General features: G+C 37.6%; 16 protein-coding genes. 8 read left to right on the top strand and 8 right to left on the bottom strand.

The window, feature by feature from the left end; all coding sequences use genetic code 11:
• Positions 1-372: 372 nt before the first annotated feature.
• Both HX062_RS09410 and HX062_RS09405 read right to left on the bottom strand, forming a co-directional pair.
• Positions 373-1542 carry a porin gene (locus tag HX062_RS09410; protein WP_182628299.1) on the bottom strand — a complete coding sequence of 390 codons (1170 nt, stop codon included), beginning with the start codon at positions 1540-1542 and terminating at the stop codon, positions 373-375.
• Positions 1543-1950: 408 nt separating this feature from the next.
• Entirely contained in the window at positions 1951-3951 is a 2001-nt protein-coding gene (locus HX062_RS09405) for a S8 family peptidase (RefSeq protein ID WP_286467213.1), read from the bottom strand.
• 137 nt (positions 3952-4088) lie between these two features.
• On the opposite strand from HX062_RS09405, the gene HX062_RS09400 reads away from it, so the two are divergent.
• Positions 4089-6191, top strand: a complete 2103-nt coding sequence (locus tag HX062_RS09400) for a M3 family metallopeptidase (protein WP_286467212.1) — start codon at positions 4089-4091, stop codon at positions 6189-6191.
• 110 nt (positions 6192-6301) lie between these two features.
• Positions 6302-6775, top strand: a complete 474-nt coding sequence (gene rlmH, locus HX062_RS09395) for a 23S rRNA (pseudouridine(1915)-N(3))-methyltransferase RlmH (RefSeq protein WP_286467211.1) — start codon at positions 6302-6304, stop codon at positions 6773-6775.
• 5 nt (positions 6776-6780) lie between these two features.
• Here the strand turns inward: rlmH and HX062_RS09390 are convergent, their stop codons facing one another.
• Both HX062_RS09390 and folP read right to left on the bottom strand, forming a co-directional pair.
• Entirely contained in the window at positions 6781-7389 is a 609-nt protein-coding gene (locus HX062_RS09390; protein ID WP_286467210.1) for a hypothetical protein, read from the bottom strand.
• Complete coding sequence (folP, locus tag HX062_RS09385; RefSeq protein WP_182628294.1) at positions 7386-8210, bottom strand: dihydropteroate synthase; 825 nt, start codon at positions 8208-8210, stop codon at positions 7386-7388. The genes HX062_RS09390 and folP overlap by 4 nt, the downstream gene beginning before the upstream one ends.
• Before the next feature lie 126 nt (positions 8211-8336).
• Between folP and HX062_RS09380 the strand changes: the two genes are divergently transcribed.
• The 6 genes from HX062_RS09380 (at position 8337) to HX062_RS09355 (ending at position 13637) form a co-directional block, all read left to right on the top strand.
• Positions 8337-8882 (top strand): DUF1599 domain-containing protein, encoded by a 546-nt coding sequence (locus HX062_RS09380; RefSeq protein WP_182628293.1) that lies wholly within the window; start codon positions 8337-8339, stop codon positions 8880-8882.
• A gap of 20 nt (positions 8883-8902) precedes the next feature.
• Entirely contained in the window at positions 8903-10003 is a 1101-nt protein-coding gene (locus tag HX062_RS09375; protein ID WP_286467209.1) for a BT_3928 family protein, read from the top strand.
• 7 nt (positions 10004-10010) lie between these two features.
• Positions 10011-11090: an ABC transporter permease gene (locus HX062_RS09370; protein WP_182628291.1), complete on the top strand. Its 1080-nt coding sequence runs from the start codon at positions 10011-10013 to the stop codon at positions 11088-11090.
• A 12-nt stretch (positions 11091-11102) separates the two neighbouring features.
• Positions 11103-11678 (top strand): TlpA family protein disulfide reductase, encoded by a 576-nt coding sequence (locus HX062_RS09365; RefSeq protein WP_286467207.1) that lies wholly within the window; start codon positions 11103-11105, stop codon positions 11676-11678.
• A gap of 5 nt (positions 11679-11683) precedes the next feature.
• Positions 11684-12436: a triose-phosphate isomerase gene (gene tpiA / locus HX062_RS09360; RefSeq protein ID WP_182628304.1), complete on the top strand. Its 753-nt coding sequence runs from the start codon at positions 11684-11686 to the stop codon at positions 12434-12436.
• Positions 12437-12770: 334 nt separating this feature from the next.
• Positions 12771-13637: an AraC family transcriptional regulator gene (locus HX062_RS09355; protein ID WP_182628289.1), complete on the top strand. Its 867-nt coding sequence runs from the start codon at positions 12771-12773 to the stop codon at positions 13635-13637.
• 1 nt (position 13638) lies between these two features.
• Here the strand turns inward: HX062_RS09355 and HX062_RS09350 are convergent, their stop codons facing one another.
• The 4 genes from HX062_RS09350 to HX062_RS09335 form a co-directional block, all read right to left on the bottom strand.
• Positions 13639-14160, bottom strand: a complete 522-nt coding sequence (locus HX062_RS09350; protein ID WP_286467206.1) for a DUF4269 domain-containing protein — start codon at positions 14158-14160, stop codon at positions 13639-13641.
• Between the two features lie 6 nt (positions 14161-14166).
• On the bottom strand, positions 14167-14499 hold the full coding sequence (locus tag HX062_RS09345; protein WP_182628287.1) for a DMT family transporter: 333 nt from the start codon (positions 14497-14499) through the stop codon (positions 14167-14169).
• A gap of 100 nt (positions 14500-14599) precedes the next feature.
• Positions 14600-15115 carry a GNAT family N-acetyltransferase gene (locus HX062_RS09340; RefSeq protein ID WP_182628286.1) on the bottom strand — a complete coding sequence of 172 codons (516 nt, stop codon included), beginning with the start codon at positions 15113-15115 and terminating at the stop codon, positions 14600-14602.
• Positions 15116-15333: 218 nt separating this feature from the next.
• Complete coding sequence (locus HX062_RS09335) at positions 15334-16959, bottom strand: mechanosensitive ion channel family protein (protein WP_182628285.1); 1626 nt, start codon at positions 16957-16959, stop codon at positions 15334-15336.
• Positions 16960-17243 lie beyond the last annotated feature (284 nt).

The following is a 17243-nucleotide window of genomic DNA, read 5'->3' as shown; positions in this document are numbered from 1 at the left end:
TCAGTGAAATTCCACTTTTATTCACAACTCATTACTATAACGCACGTTAGATCGAAAAGTTTTTTTTTGTAGGTTGCGCGGTTCGCTCGTTGCTCGTCGTTCGATGCTCGTTGTAAAGCACAATTATCTTACAAATGAAGAAACTAAACAAACCGTGCAAACCGCGCAAATAACAAATCGTAGATTCATCGAACACCAAAACCAATATAAACTAAGTGAGATAAACCGCGCAAATAACAAATCGTAGATTCATCGAACACCAAAACAAATATGACCTAAGTGAGATAAACCGCAATAAAAAAGGAGAGCGAAAGCTCTCCTTTTTTACACAACACATAAAGAAGAGAGCATGTCAAGCTCCTACTCTATTTATTAAAACACATTTAACGGTGTAATCAAACCAATACTAATGCGGCCTGTACTGTAATTTTCTTGATGGAGTTTGTCTTTTGCATAACGTGAATAATTATACCAACGTCCGACATAAGCTGCAAAAAAGCGTAAATCCAATTTTTTAAAGGGGCGAAATTGCACCATTGGTATTGCCCCATAACTAGTTCTTAAATGATTTGTTCCTGCATCTGCTGCTGTTACATTCTTCCCATATGCATTACTTGTCATCAAGGTCAATGACAAATACAATTTCGTCAACACTTTATAATCTACCCTTAACCAATGATCAATATATGAAGTCTGTTCCGCTAAGGCAGGTTTATCTCCAGCAAACATCGAACTGATTATTTTTCTTTTATCCAAATCATCACTACTATACTGAAAGTCGTACATAACGGTTACTTTTTCATCTTGGTATTTATTCCCCAAGGCGATGTAATGCATTCCTTTGTTTTTTGCTTGTGTAAAATAACTATAACTATAAGAGGTTTGAAATTTACTATTCCAAAAATTACCTCTCCAATTCCCCACAACTGCAAAAGGCGTTTTACTTTCTTCAATTCCTTGAGGCATCGTAAACGCGCCTATCTCGTCGAGCTTATTTGCACTGGCATTGAGCACTTGAACATTAAAGCGATGCTGAGGATTGGCGGTATATGCCACTCCTACCCCAACCATATAGTTTTCTGCTGTACTCAGGATATCATTATATTCTAAAATCTCAATCGCGTTCAAATCATATTCATATCCCCCCCAATCTGTCGCCAGTTTCCCGACTGCAATATTTAGCTTGGGCGAAGCTTGAACGTCGACATAGGCAAGATCTACATTTGAATTTACGTGATCCAAGCTACCCGGGGTCGCTTGGGAGGTATAGCGATTACGAAATCGAAGGCCAACTTTATCGTGAATTTTGGCGCTAAAATCAAAACGCAATTCACTTCCATTAAAGCGGCTTGTCGTAAATTTGTTATGCTCAAAATAGCCATCAAGACTAGATCGAACGTAAAGTTTTAAGGAAAAATCACTTAAAAAGGCGGGTTTGTTTATGCTAATCAACGGGCTAGCAATAGAATCATTCGTTTGGGATTGTTGCCCAAAAACAACAGCGGTCATTCCGATTAATACGACGCATAAAAATCTTTTCATACTCTCATTACAATTATATTATTTATTCACTTTTTAACTGTTTTTAGTAAAAAATATTAAATATTCAAATAATATAAACACTAAAAACTCTTAAATATTAAGAAACAAACAATATGCCACTTTGAGTAAATCCACCTAAATAGGAAAAAAAAATAGAGTTAAAAAAAACCACCTAATGAATTAGATGGTTTGCTGTAAACTAGTAGAACGCTTTTTTACTCTTTCTAAGCAAAAAAAGTCTTTCACTTCTTGAACTATTGTCGTCTAACAAAAAGAATACCGAGAAAGCATACTCTTTTTTACCCTAAACGCAAAAACGACCTCTTAATATGAAGGGACTAAAAGTAGTACGAAATGGATTATCCGCTGAAATAGAATTATTTAGATTCAAATTTTCAACTAGACTACTTATTTTTTTATAAATTTTATTTGATATTTTTCGTTCCCTCCCCTTACTTGAAGGAAATACATGCCAGCAGCTAAGCTGGACACTGAAACGTTTTGCCTGTGTGAGGCAATTATGGGAATAGTTTGAATCAACCTGCCGTTGCTGTTGTGAATGGTAGCTTCTAAAGAGGTAAAAACAAAAGGGGCAGGAATTTCAAGGTGTAGCACATCTGTAGTAGGAATAGGCCAAGCGACCATCTCTTGGATATTTTTATCAACTAGCGTATGCTCAACCCTTACACCACTATAGGTATCTGAATGAATCAGAAGGCTGTAATCTTGTACGGAATGGACTAACTTATTTTTATGTGAAACAACAACCTCATAGGTTCCTTTTTCTGGGAAATCGAGATCAATTCGCTCGAGATTATCGACGGAATTATCCCCTTTGACGGCTTCAGCATGAACAAAACTATTGGTTAAACGCCAAGGAAAAAAGGTTTCTCCATTTCTATAAACGCGGATATCCAAGTCATTGACAAGGTATTTACTCGTATTCCCGTCAACAAAATTGAGCTTGCTGTAGGGACCTTCGACATCTGTCCAACAAATTGTAAATGAAAGTCGGTTCACCTCTTCTGTCAATTGCACTTTGAACGTGTGTGATTGTCCATTTGTCAAATGATCTTCTCGAATAAATGCCTTTTCATTTTCTGCTGCTTCTAGGAGCTGTACTCCATTCCAAGCATTGATAAGTCCCCAACCTATACGGGCATTGGGTCCTGTTTGATTAGGTAAATATTCAGCACTAGCAACCACAAGTCCTTTCAGGGTTGCTGCTTTATACGGAAATTGCTTATGGGTTAATGCCCATTGCTGCCACAGCAACAAAATACCAGAGACTGACGGAGTTGCCATAGAGGTACCACTTAAAGAGGCATATAAATTCGTCTTTTCGATTTGACCATTAGGATTATGGTATTGGTAAATGGAAGAATATACGTTTTCGCCTATAGCGGCAATATCGGGTTTAATACGAAAGTCATTTGTAGGTCCGGGGCTACTAAAATTCGTTTCCACCAATTTTCCTGTATCGTCTACCCCTACCGCAGCAACGACAATTGCATTTTTCGCATTTGCATGTCCTAAGAGCAAATCCATTCCCTGCTTAGTTGGGTTGACTAAATCGGCATAAATTTTATCATTTCCTGCTGCCACGACAGGCTGTACATAGGGATAGAGATAGGCAATCTTATCCATATGGACCGCATCTATAGTATATGCACCAAAAAATTCAGGGGATAACAGCGGCTTTTTCTCATTGTCAACGGCTGCAATTCCATAGGAGTGATTAGAAATTAAGACTCCTTGTTGCGCCAATTGAGCTAACTTAGTCATATCATTGCTCCATCGATAGCTAATAGCTTCTGCTTCAGGCGCTATACCTTTTGCCTTAACATCCAGTCCTTGAGCGACAATTGTTCCGGCCACGTGGGTTGCGTGACTTCGGCGGCGTTCTAAAACGGCAAACTCTTTGGGATCTTCAGGTATAGCAGTATCCCAAGATTCGCGTAATTGAACCTTGGAACTTCCCGATTTTTCAAATTCTATATGTCGATTAAATACTAAATCGCCATCAATGATCCCCACCAGCATCTGTTGCCCTAAAAGTTGATTGAATACAGGATTATCAGAACTGATCAATTGTTCAACTCCACTGACCTTTCGCGAGACTTCATTGTTGGTTTTAAAGTAAATAACTTTATTTTGTTCTAGGCGTTGGGCTTGATAATAATTAGTTCCATCAACAAATTCCGTCTTCAATGAACGATTGTTTTTTTTGAACTTCAGTAATTCTTTATGTAGCATTCCTTCCTTTTGAGTTAAGGCATTAATTTGGCTAATTGCCTCAGTTGTCGTATACTGTTGACTTAATTGTTGACGAATGGCATTGGATTGCCCTAGCATCGTAGTTGCAGTAAAGAGAAACGAACACAATAAAAAAGATTTAATTCTGAACATAAGAAAGGTCTGTAGTTATAAACGTGAGATTTAGGGTAAAATTACGCCTAAAACACGGTTTAAATTTATAATAAATTAAGTCAATTCCAATATATTTCTATCTTTGACAAACATTAAATTTAAAACACATTTACCCTATGTATGTAAAAAAAGTAATTATCAGCGTGGCAATAGGCGCTTCTTTATTTTCTATTTCTTGTAAAAATGACGCAAAATGGGATGAAACAAACGCCTTTTATGCAGAAAGTACGTTGCCGTATCAGACGGCTGATTTTTCCAAGATTGGGAGCAAGGATTTTAAGCCTGCGTTATTAGAGGGAATGCGTCAGCAAAATAAAGCTATACAAGACATAATTGCCAACGCCGAAGAACCGACTTTTACCAATACCATGGAAGCATTGGAATTATCTGGGCTTCTACTAAATAGGGTGAGCAATGTTTTTCATCTTTTAACCGCAGCTAATACCAACGCAGAACTTATTGCAATCAACAATGAGTTAGCTCCTAAATTTGCGGCGCACAACGATGGCATTTACTTAAACGACGCCTTATTCGAACGCGTTAAAAAATTGAACACCAACAAAGATAACCTTGGTTTAGAACCAGAACAAACGAGATTAATAGAAGTTTACTACGAGCGTTTTGAGCAAGCGGGTGCGAATTTATCTGCAGTTGACAAAGAGAAATTAAAAAAAATAAACCAGGAAATTGCTACGCTGACCAATTCATTTAGCGATAAATTATTAGCAGCAACAAAAGCGGGAGCCGTTGTTTTTAATGCTGAGCAATTGGAAGGAGTATCTCCAGAAACGCTTTCTTCTTTCAAGCAAGGTGATAATCAATACAGTCTTCCGTTGAGCAATACAACACAACAGCCTATTTCGAGTCAGCTACAAAATGCAGCAACACGAGAGCAATTGTTCAAAGCTTCTTGGGAAAGAGCTGAGAAGAAGGACAGTAATGACACTCAAGAGCTCGTGATAGCAATTGCCAAAAAGAGAGCAGAAAAAGCAAGATTACTGGGATTTGACACCTATGCCGCATGGAGTTTACAAGGTACAATGGCACAAACTCCTGATCAAGTTTTCAAAATGCTAGAGACATTAAACCCTCATGCGTTAGAGGCGGCAAAAGAAGAAGGACAAATCATTCAAGAAATGATCCAAAAAAAGGGAGAATCAGCAACGTTAAACGCGGCTGATTGGTCTTATTATGCAGAAATACTAAAGAAAGAGAAATACACTTTAGATCAAGAGGAACTAAAATCCTATTTTCTATTAAACAAAGTATTGGAAGATGGTGTATTCTATATGGCGAAATACCTATATGGAATCAGTTATTTGGAACGCACGGATATCCCAGTTTGGCATGAAGATGTGAAAGTGTACGAATTTTTCAACCAAGATGGCAGTCCACTAGGGCTTTTTTATACGGATTACTACCAACGCGACTCAAAACAAGGAGGGGCTTGGATGAGTAATATTGTGGATCAATCCTATCTGACCAAACAATTGCCTGTTGTATACAACGTGGCAAACTTTCCAAAACCGGCAGAAGGAAATCCTACCTTGCTTTCGCTAGATGAAGTTATCACCTTGTTCCATGAATTTGGACATGCCTTACACGGGTTGTTTGCAGCCCAGACGTACCCTACATTATCGGGTACAAATGTATCCCGAGACTTTGTTGAATTTCCTTCCCAATTTCACGAACACTTTGCCTTTGATCCAGCTATCCTTAGTAACTATGCTAAGCACTATCAAACGGGATATATTTTGCCAAAAGAATTAGAAGAAAGTATTTATGCTTCAGCTGGTTTCAACAAAGGGTATGATTTAACTGAACTCCTAGCAGCAGCTGTCTTGGATCTAGCTTGGCACAGTATAGATGCCGATGCAACAATCACCGATATCCACCAATTTGAAACAGATGCTTTAACGAAATACAACATTTATTCATCGTTAGTTCCACCGCGATATCGCTCTACCTATTTCAGTCATATTTTTGGTGGAGGCTATGCTGCGGGTTATTACTCGTATAAATGGTCTCAGATGATTGATTATGACGCGTATGCTTGGTTAATGGAACAGGGAGGAATTAGCTTGGAAAATGGTACAATTTTGCGTAAAAAGCTATTCTCTCAGGGGAATACACTTCCACTGGACAAATTGTATCGCGATTTCAGAGAAAAAGATCCAACTGTAGATGCATACTTGCACTATGCTGGATTTACAAAATAATATACTTTACAAAGGGCGGTCAATTGATGATCGCCCTTTTTAATTGAAAATCTGTGGCCTTCTCATAGAACTAAAAGGAAAATACTACCTTTGCAACAAATTAAAAGCAGATGAATATCAAATTACTCGCTATTGGCAAAACGGACAATAAAGAATTGCAAACCTTGATGAATGATTACATTAAGCGTTTGTCCTTTTATGTAAAATTTGAAATGGAGATTATTGCTGACATCAAAAATGCTAAAAATTTATCGGAAACCCAGCAAAAACAAAAAGAGGGGGAATTAATTCTCAGCAAGCTAGCACCTACTGATTTTTTAGTCCTGTTAGACGAAAAAGGAAAAGAGTTCACCAGTATGGGCTTTGCGGATGAATTGCAAAAGAGAATGAATGCAGGTATTAAAACGCTCGTTTTTGTCATTGGGGGACCCTATGGGTTTTCTGACGAGGTCTATCAAAATGCGAAAGGGAAAATATCACTTTCAAAAATGACATTTTCCCATCAAATGATTCGCTTATTTGTGATTGAACAGCTCTATCGCGGCTTTACTATTTTGCGCAATGAGCCTTATCATCATCAATAGTTATTTTAATATACTCTATCTTGATCTAGCACCTGATTTCTCAGTTTTAGTTCTTCGATCAACACGCGCAATTGCAAGTATTTTTCAAAGTTTAATTCTTTGCTAAAGCCCAACTGTAGGCTATCTCTTCCTTGGAGTTTTTCAAGTAGTTGACTTCTATCGACTGCTTGACCTTCAAAGAATAAGTCATTAGAAGCATTTACATAGAGTAAATTAGCCGTTGTAGTTGGACGTTCAAAAACGTAATCAATGGTTTTAAACGGGAAAAATGACAAGTGTTTGTTCAACGTATCTGCATAGCTGAAGAAAACACCTTTTTCATCAGGGTGTAAACTATTCTTGTCGTACTTTTTATCCTTGACTTCTTTAATTAGTTCCAGCACTTCTTTTACATTGAGTTCACGTTGAACGTGAAAGATAAAATTTGTTCCGCCTATTCGATTGTTATCGTTCAGGTGTGGATGATTGCCCTCTTCGGCAACTTCAATGTAAATTGGGGAATGATCGTCTACTCCTTCTTCTACAATATAAGCAGCACGAGGCAGTTTCATTTCTTTTTTATCACAGCTTAAAAAAAGAAAAAGAAAAGGTAATACAAACAGTAATTTTCTCATATCATCAGTTGGTTTAAGATTTTTCTTACTTCACAGGCTTCTTTCACATCGTGTACCCTTAGGATACTTGCTCCTTTTTGCAGGGCAATGGTATTTAGTACACTCGTTGCATTGAGTGCTTCTTCTGGGGTAGTACCCAATAGTTTATAGAGCATTGATTTTCGAGAAATCCCTACTAATAAAGGTAGTTCAAAACAGTGAAACTGTTCTAATTTAGCCATCAGTTCATAGTTTTGCTCTAGACTTTTGGCAAAGCCAAATCCAGGATCCAAAATAAGATCATTAATTTTTGCTGCTCTAGCTTGGGCAATACGTTCCGAAAAATAAAAGCGCATGTCTAGGATTAGATCATCGTATTGGGTTAAGCTTTGCATGGTTTGAGGATTTCCTCTCATGTGCATCATAATATAAGGCACTTGTAATTGTCCAACCACCTCTAACATCCGATCATCTAGCCATCCAGCCGCGATATCATTGACGATTGCTGCACCAGCTTCAATGGCTTGTCTAGCTACTTCTGCGCGAAAGGTGTCAACCGACAATTTGATTGTCGGAAAGCGATCTACTAAAAGTGCAACAACTTGAACCAATCGCTTTATTTCTTGGGATTCGCTTACAAATTCAGCACTTGGTTTGGACGAATAGGCGCCTACATCAATAAAATCCGCTCCTTCTTTGAGCATTTTTTCGGCTTGATTCAAGAAGTCTATATCGGTTTTGTATTTGCCCCCATCATAGAAGGAATTTGGAGTTACATTTAAAATTCCCATAATTCGAGGCGTAGATAAATCAATCAATTCTCCTTTACAATTTATTGTCATACAGCACAATTCAATATTTTATCTTATTTTTATTGCGATTTAATTCTTTAAAAGGTGTAACATTTCTTTCAATGCCATAGTATTATTACTATTTTTGAAGAATAATCCATTACAAATATAGTTTAAATGAGTACTACTTCTATACAATATGATCAGGTAATTGCAATTTGCAAGGCGTTATTTCAAAAAAAGATGCACGATTATGGATGTGCGTGGCGCATCATGCGTTTGAGCTCATTGACCGATCAGATTTACATCAAAGCACAGCGCTTGAGAAGTATTCAAGAGAACACGGTACGCAGAGTCGATGAAGGGGAAGTTCCTGAATTTATAGGGATTGTCAACTACTGTATTATGGCGTTGATCAACGCAGAAATTGGCGTGGGAAAATATCCTGATCTAACGGCAGAAGAAGTGGAAAAATTCTATGACCAAGTGGTCTTGGAAACAAAAACCTTGATGGAGAACAAAAACCACGACTACGGAGAAGCATGGCGTGATTTACGCGTGAGTTCTTTAACTGATTTAATTCTGCAGAAACTGCTTCGCGTCAAACAAATCGAAGACAACAAAGGAAAAACATTGGCCTCAGAGGGAATCGAGGCTAACTATCAAGATATGCTGAATTACGCCGTTTTTGCGTTGATTCACCTTGAACTAATAAACGAGTAAATAACCATCAACCACTAATTATGAAAATCATTACGCAACTTTCGCGCATATTTGTAGGCGTATTATTTATTTTATCGGGTTTAGTCAAATTGAATGACCCCACGGGATTTTCTTTTAAACTAGAAGAGTACTTTTCTGAAGCAGTTTTAAACTTGCCTTTTCTAATGCCTTATGCTTTATCCTTAGCGGTAATTTTAGTTATTGCTGAAGTAATCTTAGGGGTTGCCCTCTTGATTGGTTTTATGCGCAAGTTGACGTTAACCTTATTGTTTTTGATGATTGTATTTTTTACTTTCTTGACGTTTTACTCGGCTTATTTCAACAAAGTAACAGACTGTGGATGTTTTGGTGATGCCGTACCACTGACCCCTTGGGGATCTTTTACCAAAGATGTGGTTTTATTGGTTCTCATCCTGATTCTCATTAAATTTAAATCACATATCAAACCTCTATTCAAAGCGAAAACCAATAATCTAATCATGATGATTACTGTTATTTTGTGCTGTTTTATGGGGTATTGGGTATTAAATCACTTGCCGCTGAAAGACTTTAGAGCCTATAAAGTAGGTACAGATATTCAAAAGGGAATGGAAATTCCCGAAGGCGCTCCTAAAGCGGAATACCAAATGACGTTCTATTACAACGTCAATGGAAAAGAGGAAAAATTTACAGATAAAGAATTGGGTAATATTCCGGAAGGCGCTGAATTTATACGCCGTGAGGACGTTCAACTAAGCGAAGGTTTTCAACCTGAAATTCACGATTTGACGATGGATTTAGACGGGGAAGAACACCTACCTCAAATGTTAGAAGAGCCTAAGTTAATTTGGATCATTTCTTATGATTTAGAACGTGCAGATGCAGAAGGATTACGCGCCATGAAAGACTTTGCCAATAAGGCTATTGTCAAAGGCTATGTCGTTGCAGGATTAACAGCTTCGAGCAATGCCGTAATAGCGGGAGTTGTCAAACAATACGAATTGCCTTTTGCGTACTATACTTCTGATGCAACAACGCTAAAGACCATCGAAAGAGCTAATCCGAGTATTGTTGTATTAGAAAAAGGAGTTATTATCGAAAAGAAACACTGGAAAGACCGCAATCAGGTTACTTTAAAATAGAGATAATTTGTTGGCTTATTTCATCAAAAAACTGGGCTACGCCTTGCTGACGCTTTGGGGCGTAGTCAGTGTTGTATTCTTTTTGTTTACCATTTTACCTGGTGATCCTGCGCGTATGATGTTGGATCAAAACGAAAGTGCAGCACAACTTCTAACGATTAAAAAGAAATATGGATTTGATCAACCGATTAGCAAACAATATGTGTTATATCTCAATGATCTCTCTCCTATTTCTTTACACAGTACCCAACCCGATGATTACAGCTTTCGCCAAGCGAACAAATACAGCGGGGTTGTCCTTCTTACCCTAGGCCAATCCGAAATGATGCTTAAACTACCTTACCTCAGGGAGAGTTTCCAGAAAAATGGCAAAACGGTGAGTAGTATTCTAGCGGAAACACTACCCAATACGGTACTCTTAGCGACGGTTGCCATTGGAATTGCCCTATTTATTGGAGTATTCTTAGGCATTATTTCAGCCCTTTACGTCAATACATGGCTGGACCGTTTGATTTCAATAGTCAGTACTTTTGGTATGAGTATTCCCTCCTTTTTTAGTGCTATTTTATTTGCTTGGATCTTCGGATTTCTCTTACATCAATACACTCAATTGCCCATGACGGGTAGTTTATACGAAGTAGATGACTTTGGAGAAGGCCGTTATATAGCAGTAAAAAACATTGTTTTGCCGGCGATTGTACTGGGGATTCGCCCGTTGTCTGTAGTGATTCAACTCATGCGAAACTCTCTGTTGGAAGTACTGGGCATGGACTATATCCGCACGGCTAGAGCTAAGGGTATGAAAACCGGACAAGTTATCTATAAACACGCACTAAAGAACGCATTAAACCCTGTTGTAACTGCCCTTTCAGGTTGGTTTGCTTCTATGCTGGCGGGAGCTGTTTTCGTAGAATATATTTTTGGATGGAACGGTTTAGGCAAGGAAATTGTAGAAGCTTTAAACACCTTAGATTTACCGATTATCATGGGAGCCGTACTTACTATAGCAACCGCTTTCGTAATCCTAACAATTTTAGTAGATTTGATCTACGCTTATTTAGATCCTAGAGTAAAGCTAAACAAATAATATTCAAACCCTATGAGAAAATTTTATATTGCCCTTTCTATACTAGCTTTAACAGCTACAGCTTGTAAAAAACAAACAGAGAAATTAGAAGTAATTTCAACTGAACAAGCAACCGAAACACCATCAACAACGACAGAAACCCCTGTTGATCAAACTCAATTTGCAGCAGAAGCCCTCAACCAAATCTTCTATAAATTAGATGGTGGAACGATCACTTTTCAAGAAATTCTAGCTCAACACAAGGGCAAAACGGTCTTGATTGACGTATGGGCTGCTTGGTGTCCTGATTGCATCAAAGCACTGCCAACAATGAAAACAATTAAAGCGGATTTTCCTGAGGTTGTATTTGTTAATCTTTCATTAGATAAAACAACCGAATCGTGGAAAGAGGCAATTGAAAAACACGGCATTGAAGGAGAACACTACTACCTCAATGACGAAAAACGCATGAAAGGTACTTTCGGGCAAGCGATTCAGCTGAATTGGATTCCCCGTTATATCATCGTAAATAAAGAAGGAAAAATTGAGCTTTTTAATGCAACAGAGAAAAACTTTGAAGATATAAAAGCCTTATTAAATACAAAATAATAATGATGAGACACCAAATTGTTGCTGGAAACTGGAAAATGCACAAGAATTATTCAGAAACCCATGTATTATTAGATGAATTAATCGAAGCCTTGCCTAGCGGGAAAGAAGTAGAAGTAATAGTTGCTCCTACCTTTACCAATTTAGCAAGTGCAGTATCCCATTTAGAGGGGACCAACATTCAAGTGGCGGCTCAAAATATGCATCAAGCAGAAGGTGGTGCTTTTACGGGAGAAATTTCAGCTCAAATGTTGTTGAGTGTTGGCGTAGAAACTGTCATTATTGGGCACTCAGAACGAAGACACTACTTTAAAGAAACAGATGCTATTTTAGCGGATAAAGTAAATACGGCATTGCGACACAATATGCGCGTAATTTACTGTATTGGAGAAGAATTAAAAGACAGAGAAAGCAAACAGTACCTCAACGTCATTTTCAACCAACTGAGAGATGGATTATTCCATTTATCTAAAGATCAGTGGGCCAGTATTGTAGTCGCGTATGAACCTGTATGGGCGATTGGTACTGGAGAAACCGCTACACCTGAACAAGCACAAGAAATTCACGCGTTTATCCGTCAAGAAATTAAACGTCAATACGACCAATCGGTAGCAGATAGTACTTCTATTTTATATGGAGGTAGTGTGAAACCAAGCAATGCAAAAGAAATCTTCTCTCAACCCGATGTTGATGGCGGTTTAATCGGAGGTGCAGCACTTGTTGCAGCTGATTTTGCAGCTATAGTACAAGCCATCTAAGGACTTAGCTGTTCTATTTGTCCCTAGAGACTGTCTAATATGCATAACAAGATAGGCCCCATCTAATTTTAGGTGGGGTTTTTTTATGCTATACATCGGTATATGATCATCCCTAGGTGTCTCATCCTGGTTTAGCTGTACAAATTGTATCTCATTATTGACTCCCTTTTGGTCAACTACAACAATTTTTAATCGAAGAAAAAAATCTAGTTTTTATCTCATTTAAAAGAGAATCCCCTGCTGCAACACCCTCTTTTTTATTCTTCAATTTTAGTTATTTATAAAGATTCTAAATAATTTACTTATCTTTGTCTCTTCAGAAATAAACTACATCATGCCATATAATCAAGAAATCATAACCTATAGCCAAGACAAATCGATTAAAAATGGGATTTACCTCAAAGAGTTGGCTCCTCATACCTTAGAAAAGGGAATAGTAGGTCATACGCATCGCGATGATTACTACGTGTGCATTTTGATCTTAAACGGTACTTTTAGCATCAATTGTGAGTTGCAGTCAAACGAATTAAAGACAGGAGATTTGCTGTTGATTAAGCCCTATCAAATTCACACCATCGAACATTTTAGCGAAGATTTTTACGCCTATTTTTTGAGTATTCAAGATTTTAGGATTCCGGATGAATTGACGTATCTACTGTTTAACTTACCACCTAGCCAACAACAGCTCTCCTTGCCTTTAGAAGCGATGCAAACCTTGTTGGAGACTATACATTTATTGCTAAAATACAATAATCAAAAAGAAGAATATACCACAGAGATCACCGATGGATTGTTTCAGGCATTACTTTATAAGATAGGTTCGCTTTACAAAGTAACCACCCAAATTCCAGAAGTATCAGTAATTAACCAATCCAACGTAATCACGTCAAAGTTTAAGCGTTTAATAACAACAAAAACGCATTTAAATCAGCCGTCATATTTCGCCAATCAGCTATTTATAACACCCGCGCACTTGAATGATTGCGTCAAAAAGACAACGGGCCAAACCGTGAGCTATTGGCTGAAAAACTCTATCATCAATGAAGCTAAAAGACTGTTGTACTATACAACGAAATCAGTTAAGGAGATTGCCTTTGAATTGGGATACGAAGATCACACCTATTTTTCGCGTTTGTTTAAAAAACACGTCAAACAAACACCTCTTCAATTTAGGGGTAATTGCATAGCAATTGTGAATTAATTTAGGGGTTGTAGCCGAGCAAACTTTCGTAAGGGTCGCCTTCCAACTGTAAAAGATTAGCAAAGGCGGGTTCTGTTTTCATGCCTGCACGTTTATATGCTTTTACTTTTTCTTTAAACAACTCTCCTTTTTTCTGTAGAATTTCATATTCAATACACAAGTGACGATAGCCGTATTGAGCTGTTACAGGGATTGTTTGCGCAAAAATTTCAACAGGAAAATGGTCAATTGTAAAATTAACGACATAAGCTAACTGACTGCGCTGCGTAAAAACAACCTCAGTAAATCCATGATACGTTTGAAAGTGTTCACGTACAAGTTGCTGAAAAGCTTGAAGATCATCAAAACTACAAGCAATATCGATATCACTGCTATCAATAGCAATGTCCAAGGGAAAAGTGCCTACAACCACAGGTGTAAAATCTCGTAAATAGTACAAGATTTTGTGGGCTGTCAAGAGATTGTAGACCGCTTGTTGTTGGGGTGATCCCCTCTTTAAATAATCGATAAAAAAGAAGTTCATTTAGGTTTAGTGAGCATTCATTTTAGAAAACAAATTGATAATCACGACCCCAAGCACAATGAATCCCATGCCTATGATTGCGGGTAAATCCGGCTTTTGTCCATAGACTACAATAGCAACTACCGTTACCAATACAATACCGATACCAGACCAAATTGCATAGGCAATACCAACGGGTATGGTGCGCAGTGTTAAACTCAAAAAATAAAAAGCTACTGCATACATCACAACGGTTACCGCACTGGGAATAATCTTCGTAAATTCGTTAGACGCTTTCAACGCACTTGTTGCAACTACTTCACTGACAATAGCAATGAGAAGAAATAAGAAATTTTTCACTGTGTATCAATTAGGATACAAAGGTAAGCTAGATTATCAAAATAAACACCTCATCTTTACTTTTCCTCCTCAAATTCATTGGTTCTCGCTTTTATTTCACTTATTCTCTCATATACCAATAATGATCAATACCATCTAAATCAAAGGTATAAGCAGCATGGAATCCTATTTTCCCCAATACGCGAATTGAACTTTCGTTTTTCACTTCAGAAACAGCGTAAATTGGGTGTTGTTGAAAATTTTTGGCTGCGTAATCTAAACACGCTAATGCAGCTTCCGTAGCATATCCTTTTCCCCAAGCGTCAAAGCGAAAGCGATACGCCAAATCTAAATATTCACGCAAGCCATTTAATCCGTTCTCAACAAGTTTAAATCCACACCAGCCAATAAATTCATTGCTGTCTTTTTTGATAATGGCCCAGCGACCAATTCCAAAATCACGGTATTGCTGTTGAATAAATTCAATGATTTCTTCAGCTTCTTCCATAGAAGTAATCACCATACTTCCCACGTATTTAACAACGCGCTCATCGCTGTCCAAATTGTAAATACCCTCCGCATCCTCACGGGTAATTTCTCGAATAATCAATCGGTCTGTTTCTATAATTGTCGCCATATTATTTTTGTATTTCTCACTAATTTAATAAAATAATCGGCACTAACCTTTTATTCTTCAGAAAAATCAAATTAATACCTAAAACTACTGATGATTATACGTCAGGGGTGATTGAGTTGAACTCTTTTTTAACGCTAATTTTGCTTGTACAAAAAAAGGGGTTGTATCCGTTGTGTAGATACAATCCCTTTTTGTTATATTGATGTAGACTTCTTGTTCTATTCTTTTGTGTACTTGGGAGGAATGGTTGTATTGTCTCCATCCACATTTCTAGTGACAATATAGTGTGGCGAAGCCATTTCAATATTGTTTTCTGCAAATACATCTTGCGCATGTTGTCGCAAATCTGAATAAATTTTTGCGGTTAACTTGGCTTCTTTAATGTAAACATTTAACTGATAGTCGACATAGAAATCTCGGAATTGATCTTGCAAAATAAACGGTTTTTGGCGTTTTAACACATGCTCCGTTCTGTTGGCTACTTCATAGAGCATTTCGTGTACCTTTTGCCAAGGAACATCATAGCCCACAGCAATAGTTGTATGCAAAATCAGGCCGTGTTCTTTAGCGGATTGTGAGTAATTGACCGTATGCGCAGACATTATGTTAGAATTTGGAATCGTAATAATCTCATTTTTGGGTGTTTTAATACGCGTAACCAATGCTGTTTTTTCCAAGACATCGCCAGTATATTCGCCTAATTTAATGCGATCGCCAATTTTAAAAGGGCGCATATAGGTGATGACCAATCCTGCCACTAAGTTTCCAATTACAGAAGTTGACCCCAAGGACACTACAATACCAGCAAACACAGAAACACCTTTAAAGATTTCGGAATCTGAATTCGGTAAATAGGGGAAAATCAGGATAAACATAAAAATAAACATCAAGGCACTAATGATGTTGTACGTTGGAAAAGCCCAATCGGGATAGAATCCTTTAAGGGTAATTTTATTGTTGGCAATTTTCTCTGCCAAAGAGCGCACAAATTTCTGCATATACCTAAAGATAAATACAATCACTAAGATGGTAAATAGCTTAGGCATATAGGCTTTTATACTGCGACCTACGGCTTTTAAAGGCGATAAGACATAATCTAAAAGTTGATCAGACAAGTGTTTGGTATAAGGAAATAGCTTAAAGATTGCCAATAAGCCCAAATACAAGAAAATCAATATAACGAAGAAACGGACAACTTTTGCGATTGAAATGGTAGTCAACATCGCGCGGTGGTCATCGATAATTCCAAATACCCCTTTAATCTTCTTCCCTCTTTGTTTCCAAATGGCCACTTTTACCCTGCGGTAGCAGTAGTAGATATATTTAACAATAAAAATCTCGGCTACGATAATCCCAATGGTTCCCGCAATTTGCAAGAGCAATTGCTGCCAACTAGTACTGAATTGTTGTATTTCTACCGCCTCAGCAATCTGTGATTTATAAAACAATGCCGCCTGAATTTTGCTCTTGTTTTCTTGTGTTGCTTGAATGGTGTCTACACTCATCAAAATTTCATTCTCATACATCAAATTGAGGTAGTTCCCCGTATCAACTAATTTTATAGAGTCCCCTTCAAACTGGTAATTATCAACCAAAGAAGCAATCTTCTTTTCTATGGATCTTGCGCGTTGTTTTGAGGTAAATGACCCAATATTCCCGTACACATTAAACAGCGTATCATGCATGACAATCACTGGGGTTTTTTCTAAAACAATATAAGCAGGTTGTACCGCTTCGACTTTTTCTTTGGGGTTCGAATTTTGGTCTTTTGCCCAAGTGATACATCCGATCAACAGCACAGTTGAAAGAATAAAAAAGCGAAAAATCAATGAATAGTATTTCATAGGTAAAAGGGTTCTATATATCAAACAAATTTAACTGAAAATTCCGAATATAAAATCTTATTTAGAGAGGTAACCACACTACTTTTCTTATTATTTAACACATTACCTCTTGATCCTATCTTGTAAAATAATACTTTCTCCATCACACTCCTCTTTTCCCCCCTATCTCTAGGGAGATACTTCTATAGCTCAGCTTTTAACAGCATTCAAACAAGCGGATTTAGTTACCTCCATAGACCATGCTCAATCAGATAGGAGTGGCAGTCGTATTACATGGACCATAC

Origin of the sequence: Myroides sp. DF42-4-2 (genome assembly GCF_030326445.1) — a bacterium.
In the GTDB taxonomy this organism is placed as follows: domain Bacteria; phylum Bacteroidota; class Bacteroidia; order Flavobacteriales; family Flavobacteriaceae; genus Flavobacterium.
Note: the sequence above shows the minus strand (reverse complement) of the source record. Positions and strands in the feature narration are given on the sequence as shown.